We start from the raw sequence: 16,898 nt of genomic DNA on the forward strand, positions 1-16,898 counted from the left end.
CGCACCATCCAGAGCGCTATACGGCCCCCAGACCGCGGTAGGCGTCGCGCGTCCGCCCCGCGATGTGGGCCCACGTACGGTCACGGGCCACTCGTGCGCGGGCGGCGTCGCCCATCATCCGCCGTTGATTTGGACTATAGAGCAATATTTCGAGCGCATCTGCCCAGGCATTTACGTCTCCTGACGGAATTAGCCGTCCGTTCACCTGGTCTTCGACCAGCTCCCCCATCGCCGTGACATCACTTGCTGCGAGGGGAAGACCGCTCGCCATCGCCTCCACCGGCTTGAGAGGGGTCACGAGATGGCACACCCGCTCTCCCGTCCGGGGCACCGCGAAGACGTCCAGCACGGCATGGTGGGCGCGCACCTCGGCGTACGGCACACGGCCCGTGAACAGGGCGCTCCCGCCGAGGCCGAGCCCGGCCGCCTGCCGCTCCAGCGCGGGCCGCTGCGGGCCGTCCCCCACGATCAGCAGGCGCAGCGGCACCCCCCGGCGGCGCAGTACGGCCCCGGCGCGCAGCAGGGTGCCGATGCCCTCGTGGGGCGTGAGCGTGGAGACCGTTCCCACGACCATCTCGTCCGGGCCGATGCCGAGACGGGTGCGCAGGTCACCGGGGTCGGGCAGCGGCTGCAGGAAGACGTCGTCCACGGCGTTGGGCACGACCCGCACCCGTTCCTCGGGCACCCCCCGGGAGACGATCTCCGCCATCATGGCCTCGCCGAGGGTGAGCACCAGGTCGGCGGCCTTCATGCAGTGCGTCTCCAGGGCGCGCCGCTCCCGGTACGACGCGCTGTCACGGTCACGCCCGGGTCCCTGCGTCAGCCAGGTCTCCTCCAGGAAGCCGCGCACCTCGTAGACGACCGGCAGGCCGAACGATTCGCGCAGTGCGAGCGCCACTCGGCCGTTCGGGTGATCGGTGGCCGCGTGCAGGACCGCGGGGCGGAGCCGTTCGACGAGCCGGGCGGCGAGCTCGGCGTTGCGGGCGAGGGCGGCCTCGGGCGTCCCCGGCATCCGCACCGGCAGCAGGCGGTGGTACGGCACCCCGTCCACGACCTGCGCCGGCCGTCCGTCCCAGACGCCCTGCGCCACGGGGAAGCCCAGCCGTGTGACGACCTGCGGGTCCAGGCCCGCCTGCCGCTGGGCGCGCGCGATGGCGTGCGTCCTGACGGTGTAGCCGGCGTTGCGGTACGGCAGGGAGTTGGTGACCAGGTGCAGCACCCGCCCGGGCACCGCCGTCCCCGGCACGCCGGCCGGGGCGGGCACACCCCGCGGCCCGTACGCGGTGGCACCGCCGCGTACGCGGTGCGGATCGCGCTCGGGCAGCCGGGCCAGCGCCCACCGGGCGGGCCGCCGGGCCGGCCCCGGGGCGACCCTCAGGGCAAGGGACGCCGCGCGCACCGGGTCGTCCCGCAGATGACGGACTGCCACGGAGGCGGCGAGAATCAAGGCACGAAGAGTACGACGACGCACAATCCCACCCTAAGCACGGCAAGTGAACGGGAGGCACCGTGCTCGGCTCGGTAGTCCACGTGGTCGGCGCCCGGCCCAACTTCGTCAAGGCCGCCCCGGTCGTCGCCGCGCTGCGCGAGGCCGGGCAGCCGCAGTCGGTGGTGCACACCGGACAGCACTACGACGAGCGGATGTCGCACGTCTTCTTCCGGGAGCTCGGCCTGCCCGAGCCGGACGTGGACCTCGGCGTCGGCTCCGGCAGCCACGCCCGGCAGACCGCCGCCCTGCTGACCGCCCTGGAGGACGAGCTGTCGGCCCGGGCGCCCGCCCTGGTCACGGTCTACGGGGACGTCAACTCCACGCTCGCCGCCGCCCTGGTCGCCGCTAAACTGGGGCTGCCCGTGGCGCACGTCGAGGCGGGCCTGCGCAGCTTCGACATGACGATGCCGGAGGAGGTCAACCGGCGGCTGACCGACCAGCTCGCCGACCTGCTCTTCGTCACCAGCCCGGAGGCGGTGGGCCATCTGGCGGACGAGGGCGTGGACACCGCCCGGGTGCACTTCGTCGGCAACCCGATGATCGACACCCTGATGGCCCACCTGCCGCGGTTCGACCCGGAGGCCGCCCGCGCCGCCCACGGGCTGCGCGGGCGCTACGGCGTCGTCACGCTGCACCGTCCCGCCAACGTCGACGACCCGGCCGCCGCGGCCGCCGCCGTGGCGGCGTTGCGCGAGGCGGCGGAACACCTGGAGCTGGCGGTCCCGCTGCACCCGCGCGGGCGGGCCGCGCTGGAGGCGGCGGGGCTCGGCGACACGCCCGGCATCCGGATCCTGGAGCCGCTCGGCTACCTGGAGTTCATGGGGCTGCTGCGGGGCGCCGCCGCGGTGGTCACCGACTCGGGCGGAGTGCAGGAGGAGACCACCGTCCTGGGCGTGCCCTGCCTGACGCTGCGGCCGAACACCGAGCGGCCCGTGACGGTCACCCACGGCACCAACCGCCTGGTGGCCCCCGACGGGCTGGTCCCCGCCCTGCTCAAGGCGCTGGACGGCGAGGCCCGCGCCCCCGAGGGCCCCCCGCTGTGGGACGGCCGCTCGGGGCCCCGCATCGCCCGCGTCATCACCGAGTGGCTGGACCACCATGTCTGAGCCGCGCCTGGACGACCCCCTCGCGTACTGGGACAACCGCCACCGCGAGCACGACGACCTCGCCTCCGGCGGCCACATCGGCCTCGACCGGCCGGGCAACGAGATCTTCTACGCGCTGCGCGTCGCGGGGGTGCTGCGCATCACCGGCGACTTCGAACGCGCCAACGACCCGCTGCTCGTGCTCGACGCGGGCTGCGGCAAGGGCCACTTCGCCCGGGCCCTGGCCCGCTGCGGCCACCTCGTCGACGCGATCGACGCCAGCCCCTCGGCGGTGGACCACGGCCGCGCGCTCGGCGGCGGCCCCCGCTACGCGGTGGCGGAGCTGTCGGCGTGGCGGAGCCCGTGGCTGTACGACGTGGTGCTCGCCGTGGACGTGCTCTTCCACGTGCTCGACGACACCGCCTGGCGGGCCGCGCTGGTCAACCTCGCCTCCCTCGTCCGGCTGACCGGCCGGCTGGTCGTCACCGACGAGGACGCGCCCGGGCGCGTGGCGCGCGGCGACTACATCCTGCACCGCCCTGCGGCCGAGTACCGCGCCGCCGTCGAACCGCTCGGACTGCGGTACGGCGGCTTCACGCCGTACGGTTTCCGGGAGAACAGGGTCGGTTTCCACGTCTTCACGAGGACCTCCTGATGCGCCTTCTCGATCTGCTCCACCCGCACCTGGACGGGGTGACCGAGGTCGTCGACGCGACCGGCGGAGGCATCCCGCTCGAGCCGTACCTGCACCTGCCGGGCGGCGTCCGGCTGTGCCCCCCGCAGGCCGGTGACCACGACCCGGTCGGCGAGGGACGGCTGGCCCTGCTCAGTTACGGCCCCGACCCCACCCGGCACGGCGACGAGGACGCGTGCCTCGCGGCGCTGCGGCGCATGCGCCCGGGTGGCAAGGGCCTGATCGTGTTCGGCCACACCGGTGCCGAACTGCCGTACCACCGGCTGCTCGACGCCCTGGTGGCGCACCGCTGCCAGGTGCTGCGGGCGGCCGGCCTGGCCTACCTGCACCTGCACGGCGGCGCGGTGTTCACCTGCACCGAGGCGCTGCTGCCGCTCCTGGACCCGGCCGGGCGGCCCGTGCCCGGCGGGGAGAGCACCGCGCTGCGGGTGGCCGGCGAGTACGTGCTGGCGGAGTTCGTCTCGCGTGCCGAGCGCGCGCGGGTGCTGGAGCTGGAGCGGCGGCACGAGGAGGACCAGCGCGCGCTGGAGGCGCTGCAGGACGGCACGGACGGCGAGCGGACGGCGGCCGTGACGCACGAACGCGACCGGCTCGCGGCAGAGCTGCGACGCGCCAGGGAGCGGATCGGGGTGCTGGAGACCCGGGTCGCCATGCTGCAGGGCTCGACCTCGCTGCGGGTCGGCCAAGCGCTGGTCTCGGCCGCGCGCTCCCCCTTGCGCGGCTCGACGCGGCTGCCGCGCGAGCTGTACGGGATGTGGCGCGGCCGCGGCAAGGGCGGTCGCCCCGCGGCCGCCCGGCCGGGCGTGCCGGCCGCCGCTTCCCCCGCACCGGGCGGGGGCGGTCCGGCGGCCGACGGACACCTGCACCTGGCCCACCGGGCGTTCACGGCCGGCCCCCGCGAACGGCTGGTCATCGCCGGCGTCCTGGACGCCACGACCGCCGCCGACTTCGCCCACGACGCCGTCGTCAACCGCGTGCTGCCGCACGACGCACGGCAGGTCGCCGAACGCACCGACCCGGACGTGCTCGTCGTGCAGCTCAGCGCCTGCCTCGCCGGGCCGTGGGCGCACACCGGCACCGGCACCGCCCCCGACCTGGACCGCCGGCTGGCCGAACTCCTCGCCACCGTCCACGCGCTCGGCCGTACCGCCGTGCTGTGGCGGGACGCCCCCGCCTCCGCCGCGCCGGGGCTGGCCCCGTTCCCCTGGGACGCCGTGCTCGACGGGGACACCGGGGTGCAGCCGGCCCGGCTGGACCCGGCGTCGGTGGACCGCGCCGACCTGCGGGAGATCTTCACCTCCCGGGCCACCCGGGTCCGGCTGTCGGAACTCGCCCGGATCGCCGGGGCGGCGGACCCGCTGGACGCCCGGCGGGTGGCCGTGCTGGCCGACCCGCGTGACGGATCCGAGGTGTCACGCCTGGTCGCGCAGGTGATGGCGCAGCGGCTCCGCCCCGCCGAGGTGCTGGTGCCCGTTCCCGGGGCGGCCTACGCGGAACTCACCGCGGTCGGGGTCACCGTACGGGCCACGGCGGACGGGCCGGGCGCGCCCTGGGTCGCGGACTGGTCGGACCTCGCCGAGGAACGGCCGGCGGTCCACCTGCTGGACCTGATGTGCGCCCAGGAGTGCTCCGGGGCCGACGCGGTGGGCTTCAGCGCGGACACCCCGGGCTTCGTGCCGCACGTCAACGGCTTCCGCCCGGCCCTGCTGCGCAGGACGCTCTGGCCGTCCCCCGGGGCGGCACGGCTGTTCACGATCCGCCCGGAGGAGGTCCGATGACGGGCACGCGCACGGTCAGGGCGATGGTCTACGGGGACGTGGACCTCAACCTCATCGACGGTTCCGCGGTGTGGGCCCAGTCGACGGTGCAGGCGCTGGCGCGGGCGGGCTGCGGGACCCGGCTGGTGCTGAAGGCGCCGGTGCGCACCGGACGGCTGGTCGATCCGCTGGCGCAGCTGCCGGGGGTGTCCGTCGTACCGACCGGGCACGTCCTGTCCCCCGTCCAGGCCTCGCGGGTGCTGCGCGAGCAGGACGAGCGGGAGCCGTGCGACCTGCTGGTGCTGCGCGGTCGCCGGCTGGTGGCGCAGGTCGTCGCCGACGGCGCCTTCGACGGGCGGATCTGGGCGTACCTCACGGACATCCCGCAGTCGGCGGCGCAGATGTCGGACGAGGCGGTCGGCGAACTGACCCGGATCGCCGAGGCCTCCCGCTACCTGCTGTGCCAGACCGAGGAGTTGCGCTGCTTCATCGAGGCCTGGGTGCCGGCCGCGTGCGGCAAGTGCGTGCTGTACCCGCCGAGCGTGCCCGTCCCGGACTTCGCGGTGCCGGGGCACGACGCGGCGCGCGACCCCGTCCGCATGGTGTACACGGGCAAGTTCGCGCCCCGCTGGAACACCCTGGAGATGACGGAACTGCCGGGCGCGCTGGCCGCCCGCGGGATCCGGGCCGAGCTGCACACCGTCGGCGACAAGGTCCACGACGACCCGCGGCACCCCGGCTTCCACGCGGCCATGGAGCGTGCGCTGCGGAGCGCGACCGGCGTGGTGCACCACGGCGGCACCCCCCGCCAGGAGGCCATGCGGATCGCCGCGGGATGCGACCTGGGGCTGGGCTGGCGTCATCCGGAACTGGACGCGAGCCTGGAACTGTCCACGAAGGTACTGGAGTTCGGGACGCTCGGGCTGCCCGTCGTGCTCAACCGCACGCCGGCGCACGAGGCGCTGCTCGGCGCCGACTACCCGCTGTTCGTGCCCGGCCGCGGCACCCTCGACGACGCGGCGGAGGCGGTCGCCACCGCCGTCCGTTCCCCCGAGGCCTACCGCACGGCCGCCCGGCGCTGCCGCGAGGCCGCCGCGCACTTCTCACTGGACCGGGCCGCCGAACGGCTGCGCGGCCTGGTCGAACGGGCGCTGCCGGCGGCACCGGTCGCGCTCGCCGGACGCGGACGGCCGCTGCGGGTCGTCGTGGCCGGGCACGACCTGAAGTTCTTCACGCGTCTGCTGGACCACCTCCAGGCCCTGCCCGGGGTCGAGGTGCGGGTCGACGCCTGGGAGGCACTGGCCCGGCACGACGCGGCCGCCGGCCGCGAACTCGCCGCCTGGGCCGACGTCGTGGTCGTGGAGTGGTGCGGGCCGGCGGCCGTCTGGTACAGCCGCCACAAGCGGCGCGGCTCCCGCCTGCTGGTGCGCCTCCACCGCTTCGAGCTGTACGCCGGTTACCCCGCGCAGGTCGACATCGACGCCGTCGACCGCGTCGTGTGCGTCAGCCCGCACTACAACCGGCTCACACGGGAACGCACCGGCTGGCCGCAGGAGAAGCTCGTCACCGTCCCCAACTGGGTCGACGACCGGCAGCTGGACCGCCCCAAGGTCCCCGACGCCCGCTACCGCCTCGGCATGATCGGCATCGCGCCCTCGCGCAAGCGGCTCGACCTGGGCCTGGACGTGCTCGAGGCGCTGCGGGCCAGGGACCCGCGCTGGCGGCTGTCGGTGAAGTCCAAGATGCCCTGGGACTACTGGTGGATCTGGAACAAGCCCGAGGAGCGGGCGCACTACGACGCCGTGCTGCGCCGTGTGCAGTCCGGTCCGCTGGAGGACGCCGTGGTCTTCGACGACTTCGGCCCCGACGTGGCGAGCTGGCTGCGGCGCATCGGCTTCGTGCTCTCCACCAGCGACGACGAGAGCTTCCACCTCGCGCCCGCCGAGGGCATGGCCTCCGGCGCGGTGCCCGCCCTGCTGCCCTGGCCGGGCGCCGACGCGATCTACGAGCGCCGCTGGATCCACGACTCCCCCTCGGCCATGGCGGACGCGATCGCGGCGCTCGCGGCCGACGGCTGGCAGGAGGCGGGCGAGCAAGCCCGCGACTGGCTGCGCGCGTCCTTCGGGCTCGACACGGTCCGCGCGGCGTGGACGGAGCTGGTCACCGGCTCGGCGCCGTGACGCCCGCGGGGGCGGGCGCCGGACCGGCTGCCTGCCGGCGGGCAGCCACGCCGACGTCCGGCCTGTCCCCTGGAGCCAGCTCTACCCGGAGCGAACCGGCTCGCCGAGGCCGAGCTGGTGACCGTCGCCGCCGAGGGGCCATGCGGGCGCAGGGAGTATGCCCTCACCGAGGCGGGCCGCGCGGAGCTGATCCAATGGCTCACCGAGGGGGAGCCGCAGCGCAACCGCCGCAACGACGCGCTGCTGCGGGTCTTCCTCGTCCACCAGGTCGACACCGGACGGGCCCGCGCCTACGTGGAGCACGGGGGGCGCCGGCCGCGGAGCGCCATGAGGAGCTGCTGGAACTCGAGCGCTCCGTCGACTGGGACGCAGGCGGCGACCTCGCCTTCTACGACCGGCTGACCCTGGAGTGCGGGCTGCGCTTCACCAGGATGCGGCAGGAGCGGGCCCCCCGGGCGGCCGAGCACATCCGTGACCGGACACCGGGGACACCGCCCGGCCGTAACATGGCGCCGAGGTGGCGGGGGGTGACTGGAGGTGCACTTGACTTTCTCCCCTCCTTGAAGGGAGGGGTTCCTACGGCTCGCGCTGTAGGGGTTCCTGCTTCATCGCCGACTGCCCGCTCGGAGTTCTCCGTTGAGGTCTTACACCGGCTCCACAGGCCGACACCGTCAGTCCGACGGCCAGCAGGTTCTGCGCGGCGTTCACGTCCCGGTCGTGGGTCGTGCCGCATTCGCAGGTCCAGGTACGGACGTGCAGCGGCATCTTGCCTTGCAAGGTGCCGCAGACGGAGCACAGCCTGGACGAGGGGAAGAAGCGGTCGACCACGATCACTTCCCGCCCATACCAGGTGGCCTTGTACTCCAGCATGCTCCGGAACTCCGCCCACGACGCATCGCTGATGGCGCGGGCCAGACTCCGGTTCCTGGCCATGTTGCGCACGGCCAGATCCTCAATCACGATCGTTTGATTTTCACGAACGAGTCGAGTGGTCAGCTTGTGCAACCCGTCACGGCGCCGGTCAGCGATGCGGGCGTGGATCTTGGCGACCTTCAGCCGAGCCTTGCGACGGTTGGCCCCATCACCTCGGGCCTTCTTCGCCAAACGCCGCTGCGCCAGCGCCAGTCGGGCGCGGTCGCGGCGCTCGTGCCGCGGGTTGGAAACCTTCTCCCCCGTGGACAGGGTCAGCAGGTGGTCCAGGCCGACATCGACGCCCACGGCGTTGCCGCCCGCGACCAGAGGCGCAACGGACGGGTCCTCGCAAAGAATGGACACGTACCAGCGGCCGGCCGCATCCTGGGACACGGTCACGGTGGACGGCGACGCGCCTTCGGGCAGCGGCCGGGACCACACGATGTCGAGCGGCTGCGCCATCTTCGCCAGGGTCAATCGGCCGTCCCGGAACCGGAACGCGCTGGTGGTGTATTCCGCCGACTTCCTCGACTTCTTCCGCGACTTCAAGCGCGGGTAGCTGGCCCGCTTGGCGAAGAAGTTGGTGAACGCCGTCTGAAGGTGGCGCAGGGTCTGTTGGAGGGGGACGGAGGAGACGTCGTTGAGGTACGCCAGTTCCTCGGTCTTCTTCCAGGCCGTCAGTATCATCGACATCTGGTTGTAGTTCACCCGCTCCCGCCGCGCCCACGCCTCGGTGCGCGCTGCGAGAGCGAGGTTGTAGACCTTCCGCACGCAACCGAACGTGCGCGACAGCTCGGCCGCCTGTGCATCGGTCGGATAGAAGCGGAACTTGAACGCCCGCTTCACATGGGTGACTTTCATCACTCACATACTATTACGTCAGTTTGTAACTTGCGCCGATAAATTGGGAGTGGACACCTGTTCGCCCTGACGGCGAACCAGCTCTCTTTGCCCTGCTCCGCAGGGGTTCGATTCCTCCCCGCTGAAGGGCGGGGTTTCCTCGAAGGAGATTCGATGACCACGGAAGAGTCGCCGTACGACGTGCTCGTCGTGGGCGGTTCCGGGGTGGACACCGTCGTGCGGGTGGACACCCTGCCCGTACCGCTCGTGGACTCCCTCGGGGTGGAGCCGGTCCGGGAGTGGCCCGGCCAGACCGGCGGCAACGTGGCGCTGGGCTGCCGCGCGCTCGGCATGACCGTGAAGTTCCTCGACTTCGTCGGCGACGACTGGATCGGCACCATGCTCAGGGAGCGCCTGGCCAAGGGCGACGTCGACTTCGAGCCGCTGATCTCCCCCGCCGGGACCCGGCGGGCCGTCAACCTCGTGGACTCCACGGGCCGCCGGATGTCCTTCTACGACGGACGCGACCCGGCGGACCTGCGGATGCCGCGCGAGTTCTACCTGCCGCACCTGCGCCGGGCCCGGCACGTGCACCTGTCGATCTCGCACTTCACGCGCTTCCTCTACGACGACATCGAGGAACTCGGCCTGCCCGTCTCGACCGACCTGCACGACTGGGACGGACTGGCCGAGCACCAGCGGGAGTTCGCCCACCGCTCCGACCTGGTCTTCCTCAGCGCGGCGGGAGCGGGCGAGCGCATCGCGGACATCATGCGCGGGATCCTGCGCGACGGCCGCGCCCAGGCCGTGATCGCCACCGCGGGCGCGGGCGGCGCCTATCTGCTCGCGCGCGACGGGGGCAGCATGCCCCGGCACGTCCCGGCCGTCACCCCGCCCGGCCCGGTGGTGGACTCCAACGGGGCGGGCGACGCCTTCCTCTGCGGCTTCCTCCACGGGCGCATGCGCGGACTGGACTTCGAGTCCTGCGCCCGGCTCGGCGCGACGGCAGGTGCCCACACCTGCACGGCGGGCGGCAACCTCGCCCTCATCGACGCCGCGACGCTGGAGTCCGCTCAGGTCTCCCTCTCCGGCACGTAGTCGGCCTCCTCCAGTCCGAAGGTCCAGGCGACGCCCTCGCGGGCGGTCCGGGTCCGCGGCGGCACCCGCAGCCAGTAGGTGCGGTGGGTGCCGTCCGGCTCCGGCGTGGAGTTGACGACCTCGACCATCACCAGCGGCTCGTCCCCCTCCAGCTCGATCCGCCACAGCACGCCGGCGGCGTCCCGCTGCGCGGGCTCGGCCCCGGACTCCTCCAGGTAGCGCTCGTAGCCGTAGTGCTCCAGCATCACCCGGCGCAGCTCGGCGTTCTCCTCCTCGCGTATACGGCGCGGGGTCAGCCCGGCGAGCCCGTCGAGGAACTCGGCGGGGACCGGCATGCCCCGCCAGGCGTGGAGCGCGAAGCCGTCCGCGTAGGCCAGCGCGGGGCCGTCGCCGCGGTCGAGCCGGCCCGCCTCGTCCCGGTGCAACTCCAGGGGGCGTTCGGCGACGACCACCGTCCGCTCGTACGGCCACCACCAGCCGGCGCTCCGGGCGACCGCGGCGATCCCGGCCAGCTCCCGCGTGCCCTCCTGGCCGTCGAAGGCGGCCAGCCACGCCGCGTCGTGCTGCCCGAGCACGGCGTCGAGCAACGCGAGCCGCACGGCCTGCCCGCCGCCGGGCACACCCGGTCCGGCGTCCACCACTGCGGTCCGTATCCGCTCGGTCAGCAGCACCGTTGTGTCCCACAACTGCGCGCCCGTGACGGCCCAGTGGTCCGCCCACCCAGCCGGTCCGAGCCGGTCGGCGACCCGCTCCCGCGCGGCCGCCCACGGCCGTGTCCGCACGGCGTCGCGGACGCTGCCGCCCGCCGTGCCGTCCGCCGTCAGGCGCACGGCCAGGACCACCGCCTCCAGGGGCGAGGCCGCCCACACGATCCGTTCCGGCTCCGGCAGCCCCGCCAGCCGGTAGGCCAGGCGCACCCCCTCCTCCGCCGCCGTCCGGTCCGCGGGTCCGGTCGCCGCGACGACCTCGCGCCACAGCGCCGTCGTGTCCGGCGCCGGCTCCATCGCCACACCCGTGCCCGAACTCGTGCTCGTGGCCGTGCCCGTGTTCGCCACCGTCGTCATCGCTCCGCTCCCCCGTCCTGGTCAGTCCGCCACGACGCGTACCGCGCCGGGCGCGTACTCGCGCTGCCGCACCACCCGGTACCACCCCTTCGGCAGCGGTATCGCGGCGTGCTCCTCGTGGACCACCCGCCCACCGTCCGGGAGATGGAGGTACGCCGCCCCGAAAGGCCCGGTCTCGCGCACCAGCGTCCCCGGCCCGACCACCGCGTGGGCGTGCCCGGTCACCTCGCCGAGGGCCAGCACGAGCCTGCCCCGCGCGTCCCTCGCCTGCCGCGGCATCCGGTCCGTGCCCGGCGGCACGGCCGCTTCCGCGACGGGCACGATCAGGACGTCCCCCTGCCGGTACATGCGTGTCTCCCTCCGCCGTCGGCACCCGCCGACCCGATGTCCACGACGCTACGCGGGGGGTGTGACAACGCCCCCCGACGGCTTGTGCACAGCCCGCGGCAGGCACTGTCGGAGCGGCTTGGTAGAACTCTTCGCGAGCAAGGCACCGCTCAAGGCACCACCACTCAAGGCACCGCGTCCGTCCACCTCGGGAGACCACCGATGTCCCACGTCGAACATCTGCAGGAACTGAACGGCCTGCCGGCCTTCGACTTCCCCGCGCCCGGCGCGCGGCAGGAGCTCCCGGCGGCGGGCGCGGTGGCGTGGCGGCTGGCCGTCAACCCCTGGGAGGACGACGCGAAGGAGACCTTCGCGCAGTTGTGGGACCGCTTCCTGGAGACGGTCGAACCCGCCGGGGTGCGGGCCCTGGTCCTGGGCCAGTGGGGCGAGCCCTACGACAACGACTCCGGCGTCCTCGTGCGGCTGCTCGTGGACGCGCGCGAACGGCTGACCGCGCTGGAGGCCGTGTTCATCGGCGACCTGGAGATGGAGGAGGCCGAGATCTCCTGGATCGAGCAGTCCGACGTGACGCCGGTGCTCGAGGCCTATCCGCGGCTGGAGGAGTTCGGCGTCCGCGGCGGCACCGGACTGCGCTTCCCGGCGACCCGCCACCAGCGGCTGCGCACGCTCCGCTTCGAGGCGGGCGGCCTGCCCGGCGAGGCGGTCCGCGGTGTCGCCGCGAGCGAACTCCCGGCGCTGGAGCACCTGGAGCTGTGGCTGGGCGTGGAGGAGTACGGAGGCGACGCCACGGTCGCCGACCTCGCGCCGGTCCTGGTCGGCGGCCGCTTCCCCGCGCTGCGCCACCTCGGCCTGCGCAACAGCGAGATCCAGGACGAGATCGCCGCCGCCGTCGCCGCGGCCCCCGTCGTGGCCCAGCTCTCCTCGCTCGACCTGTCCCTGGGCGTGCTCACCGACGACGGTGTGACCGCCCTGCTCGCCGGCCAGCCGCTCACCCACCTGAACTGGCTGGACCTGCACCACAACTTCGTCACCGAGCCGGTCGCCGAGCGCGTGCGGGCCGCCCTCGAGCCCTCGGGCGTCGAGGTCGACCTCTCGGAACCCGGTGACGAGGACGAGTGGGACGGCGAGGTCCACCGCTACACCGCCGTCGCGGAGTGAGGCCGTCATGACCGTCACACGTCACCTGGAGACCTTCCACGGGCTGCGCGTGCACACGCTGCCCGAGGCCGGCACGGCCGAGCTGCCCGGGCCCGACGCCGTGGCCTGGCGGCTGGACTGCTTCGAGGCCGGCGAGATCCCCTTCCCCGAGCTGTGGAGCCACTTCACCGCGGCGGTCGACACCACGCGGGTGCGCGCCCTGGTCCTCGGCCCCTGGTGGGACGACGAGTACTCCGAGCTGCGTCCCGTCCTCGAACTGGTGCTGGCGGACGCGGAGCGTTTCCCCGCGCTGCGCGCCCTGTTCCTCGCCGACGTGACCGGCGAGGAGTGCGAGGTCTCCTGGCTTCAGCTGACCGACGTCACGCCCGTCCTCGAACGCTTTCCGCTGCTGGAGGAGTTCGGGGTCCGCGGCGGCGACTCGCTGGGGCTGGGCGAGGAGCCGCTGTCGCTGCGTCCCGTCCGTCACGAGGCGCTGCGCGTACTGCGCCTGGAGTCCGGCGGGCTGCCCGGCGCGGTGGTGCGGGCGGTCGGCGCCTGCGAACTGCCCGCGCTGGAGCGGCTGGAGCTGTGGCTCGGCGTGGAGCAGTACGGAGGCGACGCCACGGTCGCCGACCTCGCGCCGGTCCTGGCCGGCGGCCGCTTCCCCGCGCTGCGCCACCTCGGCCTGCAGGACAGCGAGTTGCAGGACGAGATCGCGGCGGCCGTGGCCTCCGCTCCCGTCGTCGCGCAGTTGGAGACGCTGAGCCTGTCCATGGGCACCCTCACCGACACCGGCGCCGAGGCGCTGCTGGGCGGCCAGCCCCTCACCCATCTCAAGCGGCTCGACCTGCACCACCACTTCCTGAGCGGGGCCCTGGCCGAGCGGCTGCGCGCCGTCGTGGGCTCCGCGGGCACCGAGGTCGACCTGTCGGAGCACTGCGAGCCGCATCACTGGCGGAACGAGGAGTGGCGCTATGTCGCCGTCTCCGAGTAGCGGTACCGGCGGTCCGCTCCGGATCGCCGTCGTCGGCAACCCCGGCAACCGCAGGACGACCCTCTTCGCCGACGCGGTGCGTGGCGCGACGTGCTGCGCGGCCGGTACGCCTTCGCGCCCGGCGAGTTCGTGCGCGTCGACTCGCCCGGCGAGGACGCCGAGGTCGACCGCATGCTGCGAGGCGCCGACGACCCGGCCAGGGTCGAGGGCACCGCGTTGTGGTACCGCCGTTTCACCGCCGCGGTGCACGAGGTGACGGAGGCGGCCCGCCTGGCCGGTGCGGTGCCGTCGGCGGACGCCGGGGAGGTCGCCGTGCTGTTCGACAAGCGCCGCTGCCACGCCCGGCTGGCCGCCGCGGGGGTCCCGGTGCCGCCCGCTCCAGACGGGCCGCCGGTGCGCGGCTGGGCCGAGCTCAGGGAGCGCCTGCGGTCCGCCCGGATCTCCCGGGCGTTCCTCAAGCCCGCGCACGGCTCCTCCGCCTCCGGGGTGGTGGCGCTGGCGATGGCGGGCCCCGGCCGGGTCAAGGCCACGACCTCGGTGGAGACCACCGCCGACGGACGCCTGTTCAACTCGCTGCGGGTACGCGAGTACCGCACGGAGCGGGAGGTCGCCGCCCTCGTGGACGCGCTGGCCCCGGACGGGCTGCACGTCGAGCGCTGGCTGCCCAAGGCGTCCCAGCACGGGCGGGCGGCCGACCTGCGGGTGGTGGTGGTCGCGGGCCGCGCCACGCACGCCGTCGTCCGCACCAGCCCGCACCCCATGACGAACCTGCACCTCGGCGGCGCCCGCGGCGACCTGGACACGGCCCGCGCGGCGATCCGCGCCGCGGGCGGCGACTTCGGGGAAGTGCTGACGACCGCCGAACGGGCGGCCGCGTGTTTCCCCGGCACGCTCTGCGTCGGCGTGGACGTCCTGCCCGCGACGGGCTGGCGCCGCTTCGCCGTCGGCGAGGTCAACGCCTTCGGGGATCTGCTGCCCCGGCTCACCGGCCTCCCCGGCAGCGGTGCCGAGGGCCTGGACACCTACGCCGCCCAGGTCGCCGCCGTACCGGCCGCGATGCACGGCGCGCGACGCGAGGAGCACCACCATGACGCCACCGCTTGACATGAACCAGATCGTGGGAAGCCACGACATCCTGCTGGTCACGCTGGACACCCTCCGCCACGACGTGGCCGAGGAGCTGGCCGCGGCCGGCCGCATCCCCCATCTGGCCCGCCATCTGCCCGGTGGCAGCTGGGAACGCCGGCACGCGCCCGGCAGCTTCACCTACGCCTCCCACCAGGCGATCTTCGCGGGCTTCCTGCCCACGCCCACCACGCCCGGTCCGCACCCGCGGCTGTTCGCGGCGCGCTTCGCCGGCAGCGAGAGCACCGCGGACGGCACCTTCGTGTACGACACCCCCGACCTGGTGTCGGGCCTGGCCGAGGCCGGCTACCGCACGGTGTGCATCGGCGGCGTCGGCTTCTTCAACAAGCAGGCGCCGCTGGGCTCGGTGCTGCCCGGCCTCTTCCAGGAGAGCCACTGGGAGCCGGAGTTCGGCGTGCCCTCCCCGACCTCCTTCGAGGCCCAGGTGGCCCGCGCCGAGGAGGTCGTCGCCGCCCTGCCGACGCAGCAGCGGCTCTTCCTGTTCGTGAACGTGTCGGCGCTGCACCAGCCCAACTGGTTCCACCTGCCGGGCGCCACCCGGGAGGCGGGCGACTCGCGCGCCACCCACGCCGCCGCCCTGGAGTACGTCGACCGCCACATCGGCAGGCTCTTCGCCGCCGTCTCCAGCCGCCGTCCGTGCCTGGCCGTCGTCTGCTCCGACCACGGCACGGCGTACGGCGAGGACGGCCACACCGGCCACCGCATCGGCCACGAGGTCGTGTGGACGGTGCCCTACGCCCACTTCCTCCTCGACGGGGCCGCCCGATGACCCGCACCGACGTGACGCTCTCCGCCACGCCCCCGGCCACGGCCGCCGTGCGCCCGTACCGGCACTACGTGTACGCGTACCCGCACAAGACGGCCTACCGCGCGCTGCCCCGCGAGCACGCCCGGCTGCGCGACCTGTGGGCGGACGAGCCGAAGGACGCGCTCTCCCTCTACTTCCACATCCCGTTCTGCGAGGTCCGCTGCGGCTTCTGCAACCTCTTCACCAGGATCGGGGCACCCGACGGCCTGGCGACCGCCTACCTGGACGCGCTGGAGCGCCAGGCCGCGGCGGTGCGGGAGGCGCTGGGCGAGGGCGCGCGGTTCGCCAACGCCGCCTTCGGCGGCGGCACTCCCACGTACCTGGAGGCTGCCGAGCTGGAGCGGCTCTGCGATCTCGCCGAACACGGCCTGGGGGCGGACCTGCGGGCGATACCGCTGTCCGTGGAGGCCTCGCCGGCCACCGCGACCGCCGACCGGCTGTCGGTGCTGGCGGAGCGCGGCACGACCCGGCTGAGCCTGGGGGTGCAGAGCTTCGTCGACGCCGAGGCGCGCGCCGCCGTCCGTCCCCAGCGCCGGGCCGACGTCGAGGCGGCGCTGGGCAGGATCCGGGAGGCGGGTATCCCCGTCCTCAACATCGACCTGATCTACGGCATCGACGGCCAGACCGAGGGTTCCTGGACGCAGTCCCTCGACGCGGCGCTCGCCTGGCGGCCCGAGGAGCTGTACCTGTACCCCCTGTACGTCCGCCCGCTCACCGGCCTCGGCCGGCACGCGGCCGACGCCGCGCGGGGCGAGGCGGCGTGGGACGAGCAGCGGCTGCGGCTGTACCGCCACGGCCGCGACCATCTGCTGGCGCACGGCTACGAGCAGGTGTCGATGCGCATGTTCCGCCGTGAGGGGGCGCCCACCACGGGCGGCGGGGACTACGCGTGCCAGACCGACGGCATGGTGGGCCTGGGCTGCGGCGCCCGTTCGTACACCTCCTCGCTGCACTACTCCTTCGACTACGCCGTCGACATGCACCACATCCGCGGCATCATCGACGACTACACGGCGCGCACCACGGGGGAGTTCGCCCACGCCGACTTCGGCTGGGCGATGGACGCCGAGGAGGCCCGCCGCCGTCATCTGCTGCAGTCCCTGCTGCAGGCCGAGGGCCTGCCGGTCGCGGAGTACCGGGCCCGGTTCGGCACGGCTCCCGGGGAGGACTTCGCCGCGGAACTGGAGCGCTTCGCGGACCGGGGCTGGATCGACGCCTCAGCGGGGCCGGAGGTGCTGCGGCTGTCGCCGCAGGGGCTGGCCCACTCCGACGCGGCCGGACCCGAGCTGTTCTCCGCCGCCGTCCGCCGGCGCATGGCCGCCTACGAGCCCAAGTGAGCGCCTCCG

Annotated in this window: 14 protein-coding genes and 1 pseudogene; 11 read left to right on the top strand and 4 right to left on the bottom strand. The window is 74.1% G+C overall.

Translation table 11 applies throughout. From position 1 onward, the window contains the following. Positions 1–16 precede the first annotated feature (16 nt). Entirely contained in the window at positions 17–1,447 is a 1,431-nt protein-coding gene (locus ACFV3E_RS14045) for a glycosyltransferase family 4 protein (RefSeq protein ID WP_500534928.1), read from the bottom strand. A gap of 62 nt (positions 1,448–1,509) precedes the next feature. On the opposite strand from ACFV3E_RS14045, the gene wecB reads away from it, so the two are divergent. From wecB to ACFV3E_RS14070, 5 genes are all read left to right on the top strand, one after another. Further along, positions 1,510–2,595, top strand: a complete 1,086-nt coding sequence (wecB, locus tag ACFV3E_RS14050) for a non-hydrolyzing UDP-N-acetylglucosamine 2-epimerase (RefSeq protein WP_500534929.1) — start codon at positions 1,510–1,512, stop codon at positions 2,593–2,595. Continuing rightward, positions 2,588–3,229 carry a class I SAM-dependent methyltransferase gene (locus tag ACFV3E_RS14055; RefSeq protein WP_500534930.1) on the top strand — a complete coding sequence of 214 codons (642 nt, stop codon included), beginning with the start codon at positions 2,588–2,590 and terminating at the stop codon, positions 3,227–3,229. Before wecB ends, ACFV3E_RS14055 begins: the two co-directional genes overlap by 8 nt. Continuing rightward, entirely contained in the window at positions 3,229–5,046 is a 1,818-nt protein-coding gene (locus tag ACFV3E_RS14060; protein ID WP_500534931.1) for a hypothetical protein, read from the top strand. Before ACFV3E_RS14055 ends, ACFV3E_RS14060 begins: the two co-directional genes overlap by 1 nt. Next, positions 5,043–7,205, top strand: coding sequence for a glycosyltransferase family protein (locus ACFV3E_RS14065; RefSeq protein ID WP_500534932.1), 2,163 nt, complete (start codon positions 5,043–5,045; stop codon positions 7,203–7,205). Before ACFV3E_RS14060 ends, ACFV3E_RS14065 begins: the two co-directional genes overlap by 4 nt. 117 nt (positions 7,206–7,322) lie before the next feature. After that, positions 7,323–7,607 carry a hypothetical protein gene (locus tag ACFV3E_RS14070; RefSeq protein ID WP_500534933.1) on the top strand — a complete coding sequence of 95 codons (285 nt, stop codon included), beginning with the start codon at positions 7,323–7,325 and terminating at the stop codon, positions 7,605–7,607. 174 nt (positions 7,608–7,781) lie between these two features. On the opposite strand, the gene ACFV3E_RS14075 is transcribed toward ACFV3E_RS14070, so the two are convergent. Beyond that, the gene (locus ACFV3E_RS14075) at positions 7,782–8,978 is read right to left on the bottom strand and encodes an RNA-guided endonuclease InsQ/TnpB family protein (RefSeq protein ID WP_500534934.1); all 1,197 of its coding nucleotides are present in this window, start codon (positions 8,976–8,978) and stop codon (positions 7,782–7,784) included. A gap of 153 nt (positions 8,979–9,131) precedes the next feature. On the opposite strand from ACFV3E_RS14075, the gene ACFV3E_RS14080 reads away from it, so the two are divergent. Beyond that, complete coding sequence (locus tag ACFV3E_RS14080) at positions 9,132–10,055, top strand: carbohydrate kinase family protein (RefSeq protein WP_500534935.1); 924 nt, start codon at positions 9,132–9,134, stop codon at positions 10,053–10,055. On the opposite strand, the gene ACFV3E_RS14085 is transcribed toward ACFV3E_RS14080, so the two are convergent. Both ACFV3E_RS14085 and ACFV3E_RS14090 read right to left on the bottom strand, forming a co-directional pair. Continuing rightward, positions 10,031–11,059, bottom strand: a complete 1,029-nt coding sequence (locus tag ACFV3E_RS14085) for a DUF6745 domain-containing protein (RefSeq protein WP_500535025.1) — start codon at positions 11,057–11,059, stop codon at positions 10,031–10,033. The two genes, ACFV3E_RS14080 and ACFV3E_RS14085, sit on opposite strands and share 25 nt — an antisense overlap. Before the next feature lie 81 nt (positions 11,060–11,140). Beyond that, complete coding sequence (locus ACFV3E_RS14090) at positions 11,141–11,467, bottom strand: DUF8820 family protein (RefSeq protein ID WP_500364173.1); 327 nt, start codon at positions 11,465–11,467, stop codon at positions 11,141–11,143. A 201-nt stretch (positions 11,468–11,668) separates the two neighbouring features. Here ACFV3E_RS14090 and ACFV3E_RS14095 point away from each other — a divergent pair, with 201 nt between their 5' ends. The 5 genes and pseudogenes from ACFV3E_RS14095 (at position 11,669) to ACFV3E_RS14115 (ending at position 16,889) form a co-directional block, all read left to right on the top strand. Then, a complete protein-coding gene (locus ACFV3E_RS14095; protein ID WP_500534936.1) occupies positions 11,669–12,625 on the top strand; it encodes an STM4015 family protein in 957 nt (318 codons plus the stop codon). A gap of 7 nt (positions 12,626–12,632) precedes the next feature. After that, on the top strand, positions 12,633–13,598 hold the full coding sequence (locus tag ACFV3E_RS14100) for an STM4015 family protein (RefSeq protein ID WP_500534937.1): 966 nt from the start codon (positions 12,633–12,635) through the stop codon (positions 13,596–13,598). Beyond that, positions 13,579–14,702 (top strand): annotated as a pseudogene (locus ACFV3E_RS14105) (STM4014 family protein). The gene ACFV3E_RS14100 and the pseudogene ACFV3E_RS14105 overlap by 20 nt, the downstream one beginning before the upstream one ends. Before the next feature lies 1 nt (position 14,703). Further along, entirely contained in the window at positions 14,704–15,513 is an 810-nt protein-coding gene (locus tag ACFV3E_RS14110) for an STM4013/SEN3800 family hydrolase (RefSeq protein ID WP_500535026.1), read from the top strand. Continuing rightward, positions 15,510–16,889 (top strand): STM4012 family radical SAM protein, encoded by a 1,380-nt coding sequence (locus ACFV3E_RS14115; RefSeq protein ID WP_500534938.1) that lies wholly within the window; start codon positions 15,510–15,512, stop codon positions 16,887–16,889. Before ACFV3E_RS14110 ends, ACFV3E_RS14115 begins: the two co-directional genes overlap by 4 nt. Positions 16,890–16,898 lie beyond the last annotated feature (9 nt).

Source organism: Streptomyces sp. NPDC059718 (assembly GCF_042733315.1).
Classification (GTDB): Bacteria; Actinomycetota; Actinomycetes; order Streptomycetales; family Streptomycetaceae; genus Actinacidiphila.

Bases quoted from the DNA above. Each gene is read 5' to 3' on its own strand.
- ACFV3E_RS14110 (WP_500535026.1), top strand. From the start codon at position 14,704: ATGAACCAGATCGTGGGAAGCCACGACATCCTGCTGGTCACGCTGGAC.
- ACFV3E_RS14060 (WP_500534931.1), top strand. From the start codon at position 3,229: ATGCGCCTTCTCGATCTGCTCCACCCGCACCTGGACGGGGTGACCGAG.
- ACFV3E_RS14080 (WP_500534935.1), top strand. From the start codon at position 9,132: ATGACCACGGAAGAGTCGCCGTACGACGTGCTCGTCGTGGGCGGTTCC.
- ACFV3E_RS14090 (WP_500364173.1), bottom strand. From the start codon at position 11,467: ATGTACCGGCAGGGGGACGTCCTGATCGTGCCCGTCGCGGAAGCGGCC.
- ACFV3E_RS14075 (WP_500534934.1), bottom strand. From the start codon at position 8,978: ATGAAAGTCACCCATGTGAAGCGGGCGTTCAAGTTCCGCTTCTATCCG.
- ACFV3E_RS14100 (WP_500534937.1), top strand. From the start codon at position 12,633: ATGACCGTCACACGTCACCTGGAGACCTTCCACGGGCTGCGCGTGCAC.
- ACFV3E_RS14095 (WP_500534936.1), top strand. From the start codon at position 11,669: ATGTCCCACGTCGAACATCTGCAGGAACTGAACGGCCTGCCGGCCTTC.
- ACFV3E_RS14065 (WP_500534932.1), top strand. From the start codon at position 5,043: ATGACGGGCACGCGCACGGTCAGGGCGATGGTCTACGGGGACGTGGAC.
- ACFV3E_RS14055 (WP_500534930.1), top strand. From the start codon at position 2,588: ATGTCTGAGCCGCGCCTGGACGACCCCCTCGCGTACTGGGACAACCGC.
- ACFV3E_RS14115 (WP_500534938.1), top strand. From the start codon at position 15,510: ATGACCCGCACCGACGTGACGCTCTCCGCCACGCCCCCGGCCACGGCC.
- ACFV3E_RS14085 (WP_500535025.1), bottom strand. From the start codon at position 11,059: ATGGAGCCGGCGCCGGACACGACGGCGCTGTGGCGCGAGGTCGTCGCG.